General features: G+C 74.0%; 6 protein-coding genes. 4 read left to right on the forward strand and 2 right to left on the reverse strand.

What is annotated here, in order from left to right; all coding sequences use genetic code 11:
* A partial coding sequence (locus AC3WLN_RS23505; RefSeq protein ID WP_492485331.1) for a hypothetical protein occupies nucleotides 1-410 on the reverse strand: 410 nt, incomplete at its 3' end.
* 215 nt (nucleotides 411-625) lie between these two features.
* Here AC3WLN_RS23505 and cobF point away from each other — a divergent pair.
* Together cobF and AC3WLN_RS23515 are read left to right on the forward strand one after the other, a co-directional pair.
* Entirely contained in the window at nucleotides 626-1,396 is a 771-nt protein-coding gene (gene cobF / locus AC3WLN_RS23510; protein ID WP_492485333.1) for a precorrin-6A synthase (deacetylating), read from the forward strand.
* Between the two features lie 243 nt (nucleotides 1,397-1,639).
* Nucleotides 1,640-2,881 (forward strand): COG3904 family protein, encoded by a 1,242-nt coding sequence (locus AC3WLN_RS23515; RefSeq protein WP_492485335.1) that lies wholly within the window; start codon nucleotides 1,640-1,642, stop codon nucleotides 2,879-2,881.
* 29 nt (nucleotides 2,882-2,910) lie between these two features.
* Here AC3WLN_RS23515 and AC3WLN_RS23520 read toward each other — a convergent pair whose 3' ends face one another.
* A complete protein-coding gene (locus tag AC3WLN_RS23520) occupies nucleotides 2,911-3,486 on the reverse strand; it encodes a PAS domain-containing protein (protein ID WP_492485337.1) in 576 nt (191 codons plus the stop codon).
* Nucleotides 3,487-3,830: 344 nt separating this feature from the next.
* Between AC3WLN_RS23520 and AC3WLN_RS23525 the strand changes: the two genes are divergently transcribed.
* Complete coding sequence (locus tag AC3WLN_RS23525) at nucleotides 3,831-4,469, forward strand: division plane positioning ATPase MipZ (RefSeq protein WP_463778020.1); 639 nt, start codon at nucleotides 3,831-3,833, stop codon at nucleotides 4,467-4,469.
* Nucleotides 4,453-4,767 carry a ribbon-helix-helix domain-containing protein gene (locus tag AC3WLN_RS23530; RefSeq protein ID WP_463778015.1) on the forward strand — a complete coding sequence of 105 codons (315 nt, stop codon included), beginning with the start codon at nucleotides 4,453-4,455 and terminating at the stop codon, nucleotides 4,765-4,767. The genes AC3WLN_RS23525 and AC3WLN_RS23530 overlap by 17 nt, the downstream gene beginning before the upstream one ends.
* The last annotated feature ends 236 nt before the right edge of the window (nucleotides 4,768-5,003 follow it).

Below are 5,003 nucleotides of genomic sequence, written 5' to 3' on the forward strand. Positions count from 1 at the left end.
GGTTCGGGGAGGGCTTCCGGGACGACGTCCGTCCGGGCGGGGAGAGCGCGCGCCAGGGCGCGGTCGCCGGGCCTGCGCGGACCGGCCGCGACGTCGCTGTCGGGGACGAGCCCGGCCCCGGTGCAGCAGGAATTCGGGCTGCGGCAGCCGGCATTGCAGCAGCCGCCCTCGCAGGCGCCGCTGCTCAGGGCCCGCACCGGAGCGGGCGCCAGCGCGACGACCGTCCGGACGGCGGCCTCGGGCAGGAGCATCCGCGCCGCGCCGCCGGTCCGGATCTCGGCCGCGGCGGCCGGGGGGAGGGCGGCCGCGGCGACGCCGGCGGCATGTGGGTGACCGCCATGGGCCTCGGCGGCGGACGGCACGAGGCCGACGGCGATCAGGAGGATCACCGCCGCGAGCCAGAGTGCCATGTGCCGGACGCGAGTCATGTCGGGACGAGGCATAGCACGCGCGGCCGGGCGGCGACAGGCCGGTTTTCGCGCGCGGCGGGCCGGCGGACACCCCGGCGCGCCCTAAGGGACTGGGAACGCAGGGGGTTTCTCGCCGCCACGGTTCCCCTTCCCCGCCGCATGGTCTAAGCGGGCGGCCCGGGGCCCGCCCCGGGCGGAGCGGAGGACGGCGCGCGATGAGAACTCTCCTGGTGATCGGGATCGGCACCGGCAACCCCGAGCACATGACGATCCAGGCGATCCGCGCCCTGAACACCGCCGACGTGGTCTTCGCCCTCGACAAGGGGCGCGCCAAGGCCGAGCTCGTCGACCTGCGCCGGGAGATCTGCGCCCGCTACCTCACCGAGAAGCCCTATCGCTTCGTGGAGGCGCAGGACCCCGAGCGCGATCGCGATCCGTCCGATTACGGGGCCACCGTCGAGGCCTGGCACGCCGCGCGGGCGGCCCTCTACGAGGCGATGATCGCGCGCGAGCTCGGCCCGGAGGGCTGCGGCGCCATCCTGGTCTGGGGCGACCCCTCCCTGTACGACAGCACGCTTCGGATCGTGGACCGCATCCTGGCGCGCGGAGCCATGGACCTCGCGGTCCGGGTGATCCCGGGCATTACCAGCGTCCAGGCGCTGGCGGCCGGCCACCGCATCCCCCTCAACCGCATCGGCGGGCCGATCACCATCACCACCGGCCGGCAGATCGCCGGCGGCCTGCCCGAGGGCGCCGACGCCACCGTGGTGATGCTCGACGGCCGGCCCCGCTTCGACCACCTCGACCCGGACCTGACGATCTACTGGGGCGCCTTCCTCGGCACCGCCGACGAGATCCTGGTCTCGGGCCGCCTCGGCGACGTCGCCGCCGAGATCGGCGCCGTGCGGGAGGCCGCCCGCACCCGCCACGGCTGGATCATGGACACCTATCTCCTGCGTCCGCCCGAGCGGCCCGGCCCGGACTGACCTCGCCTGCGACATGGTCGCCCATCCGCCGGAAGGATACTTCGGTTTCCGGCCCGACCGACAGGGGATTCTCCCGCGTTGCGGCGAGAACACATCAACGAAAATCCCTTTCCTCCAATCCAGGCGCATCCCGTGACTGTCCGAGAGCTGGCAGGGTGTTTGCGTGAGACTTCGCGGGGCCAATAATCGGCCGGTCCTGCCGGGACGACGACTGTCGCCGGCCGGGATCGGGAGGGCTTGCGGATGGCGGTGCACGGGGTTCGGGCCGGCGGGTTCGGGGGACGGGGTCTCGCGCGGCCGCTCGGCGCGATGCTGGTCGCGGGCGCCGCCGTTCTGGGGGTCGCCGGCGCGCTTCCCGCCCTCGGTTCGGCCTATGCCGCCCTGTCCCTGCGCCTGGAGGACCACTTCCACACCCAGCGGCCCGGGCCTCCGGCGCGCATCGCGCTCGGGCCGTACGGGCGCGACATCCGGTTCGCCGGGGAGATCGGGACGGGCACGGCCGTGCGCCTGGCCGAGCTGCTCGCCGCCCATCCGGAGGTGACGCGCATCCATCTCACCAGCGAGGGCGGCCTCGTGGAGGAGGCGACGGCGATCGGCGATCTCATCGCCGCCCGGAGGCTCGACACCTACGTGCCCGATTACTGCGTCTCCGCCTGCACGCTCGCCTTCGTGCGGGGCGCCGAGCGCTACCTCGTGACGAGCGGACGCCTCGGCTTCCATGCGCCCTACGATCCCGGCCTGTTCGGGCAGGTGGTCCAGGCCGACGCCTCGGCCGAGCGGGCGGCCTACGTGGCCGCCGGGGTCGACCCGGCCTTCGCCGCGCGGGCGCTGGGCGTCGCCTCCGACAGCCTCTGGATCCCGGAGCCCGCCCGCCTGGTCCAGGCCCGGGTCGCCACCGGGCTCGTCGACACCGACCGCTTCCCCGATTCCACCCTCGACGACGATCCGAGCCCCGCCGGCGCCCGAGCGGCGATCCTGCGCGCGCTGCCGCTCCTCGACGCCCTCGCGGGGCAGGGCGACGTCCTCGACGCCCTGGCGGCCGCCTATCTCGACGGCTACCGGACCGGACTGCCCGAGGGCGCGGCCCTCGACCGCCTGCGGGCCCGGGCCGGGCGCGCCGTCGCCCGCATCCTGCACGGGGCCGACGACGCCACCTGGGTCGCGGCGGGCCGCGTCCTGCTGCGGGCGATGCGGCACGCCGGCCCGGAGGCCTGCCTCGCCATCGGCGGGGAGGGCGACCTGCTGGCGGCACAGGAGGTCCTGGCCGACGACGCGGCGGCGCGCGTCCTCACCCGCGCCGCCGGGCAGGACGCGCGCGACCGGGGCGCCCCGCCCCTCGCGCCAGCCCGGATCGCCCGCGACTGCGCCGGCCTGATCGCGGCCTACCGCGAGGCCCTGGCGCGGCCCGGGGCCGGAGCGGCCCTGCGCGCCCTCGCGAACCACCGGGTCCGCCCCGCGCAGGAGGCCGCGGCCCTCCCCCGCTGATTTTGCCTCGCGGCTCCGGGCGGGGCGGTTCAGTGCCGCTGGCCGTCCGGGGCGTCCCGGAGGTGGCGGGCGAGTTCGTGGCCGATCTCGACCATCAGGCGGTCGAGGAGCCGCGACAGGCCGGGCCGGGCGAGATCGTCGGCGAGGCCGCGCAGGGCGATGGCATGCTCGGCCATCCGGTTCACCGCGTGCTGATCCCGGGCGCCGTCGACCCGGTCCTCGGCCAGTTCGAGGACGATGCCGAGCGCCCGCGCCGGCCGCCCGGCGGCGTCGGGTTCGATGCGTCCGCGCAGGTTCAGCCGGCGCGGGGCCCGGGTGCGGAAGGCCACCGCGAAGGCCCCGCCCCGGGTGATCGCCGCCTGGAGGGCGTTGTCGAGGCGGGCGCGGTCCTCGTCATGGGTGCCGGAGAGGAGGGCGGACAGCGGCAGGCCCCGGGCGCCCTCCTCGGGCGACCACCCGAGGGCCCGGGCCACCGGGGCCGAGACGACGAGACGGTCCGCCCAGATGTCGTGCATCCAGGCGCCGACCACGCCCGAGGCTGCGAGGGCCGCCCGCAGGCCGCCGGGGATGTCGGCCTCCGGATCCGGCGGCGGGGATCGCGTCATGGGCCTCCTCAACCGGCGGGACCGAATCCATTAAAACGACTTGAGGTTGCCGATCCGATAACGCGCGGGGCTCGGCACGCCGGCATCGTAGAGCGGAAAGACGGATCGCGAAAGAGCGCCGGGCCGATTTCGCAGCGAACAATCAACTTGAGATTGCTGTCTCGCGGTTCGGCTGTCCGGTCGGGCTTAACCGTTGGTTAACCATGATCGGCGACATCCGGGATCGCAGCATCCTTGGGTCACAGGACGGAAGGCCCCCGCCCCGTCCGCCGGCGATCCAGACTGCCGGATCCGTCCGCCCCACCGTCACCCGAACTCGTCGACGCTCGCGAAGGGACGCCAGGATGAAAGCCATCACGTTCGTCACCCAGAAGGGGGGGAGCGGCAAGAGCACGCTGTGCATCTCCCTGGCGGTCGCCGCCCAGGAGCGGGGCCTCTCGGTCTGCATCCTCGAGATGGACCGCCAGGCCACGATCAGCGACTGGCTCGACCACCGCACCGCCGAGGGCCCGGAGGTGGCCCAGATCGACGCGACGCAGATCGAGGGCGTGATGGCCCAGCTGCGCGAGTCCGCCTACGACTACGTCTTCATCGACACGCCCGGCGTCGATTCCGCCGGCACCCTCTCGGCGATCCGCGCCGCCGACCTCTGCATCATCCCCTGCCGCCCGACGCCGGCGGACCTGCGCGCCTTCAAGCCGACCCTGGCGGCGATCTACCGCCTGGAGAAGAAGTTCGCCTTCGTGCTGAACCAGACCCCGCCGCGCTCCTACCGCATCCGCGACGCCGCCGACGGCCTCGCCGTGCTCGGCATCCTGCCGGACGTGAACATCGTCGCCCGCACCGACCACCAGGACGCCATCGGCGTCGGCCAGGGCGTCACCGAGTTCAACCCCAAGGGTCAGGCCGCCTCCGAGGTGCGCAAGCTCTGGGGCTGGATCGAGAAGCGCATGCAGGTGAGCAAGCATGCCAAAGCCGCCTAAGCTCAGCCTCGCCTCCATCGTCGCCGCCTCGACCCCGCCGGGCAAACCCCAGCAGACCGCCGAAATCGTCCAGCTCGATACCGGAGCGCCCCCGCTTCGCCGCCCCAATGCCACGCTGAAGCAGCGCGCCCGCCAGATGTCGGTCTACCTGGAGCCGCCGGTCTACGACCAGCTGCGCGACATCGCCCATGCGGAGCGCGCCAAGATGCACGGCCTGATGCTCGAGGCCCTCGACCTGCTGTTCAAGCAGCGCGGCGCCCGCTCGATCGACCAGCTCAACGAGCCGGACGGGCGCTGAAGCCGAACCCCGAGGCCCGGCAAGGGCTTGCCGGGAGTTCTCGATGTTTCGGATCGCGCCCCGTCCGCGCGGGCGACCGACCGGTCCCGAGCAGTGGCGCGACGGTTTCCTGTCGCTGGATCAGGTCCTTGCGGCCTTCGCCTCATCCGGGGCAGGACCCGGGCCCGGCGACCTTCTGGGGAGTCTGCGCGCAATTGGCGGTGGTGAGCGCCACGGCCGAGACCGCCAGCAGCCGC

Source organism: Methylobacterium sp. FW306-05-D (assembly GCF_058782155.1).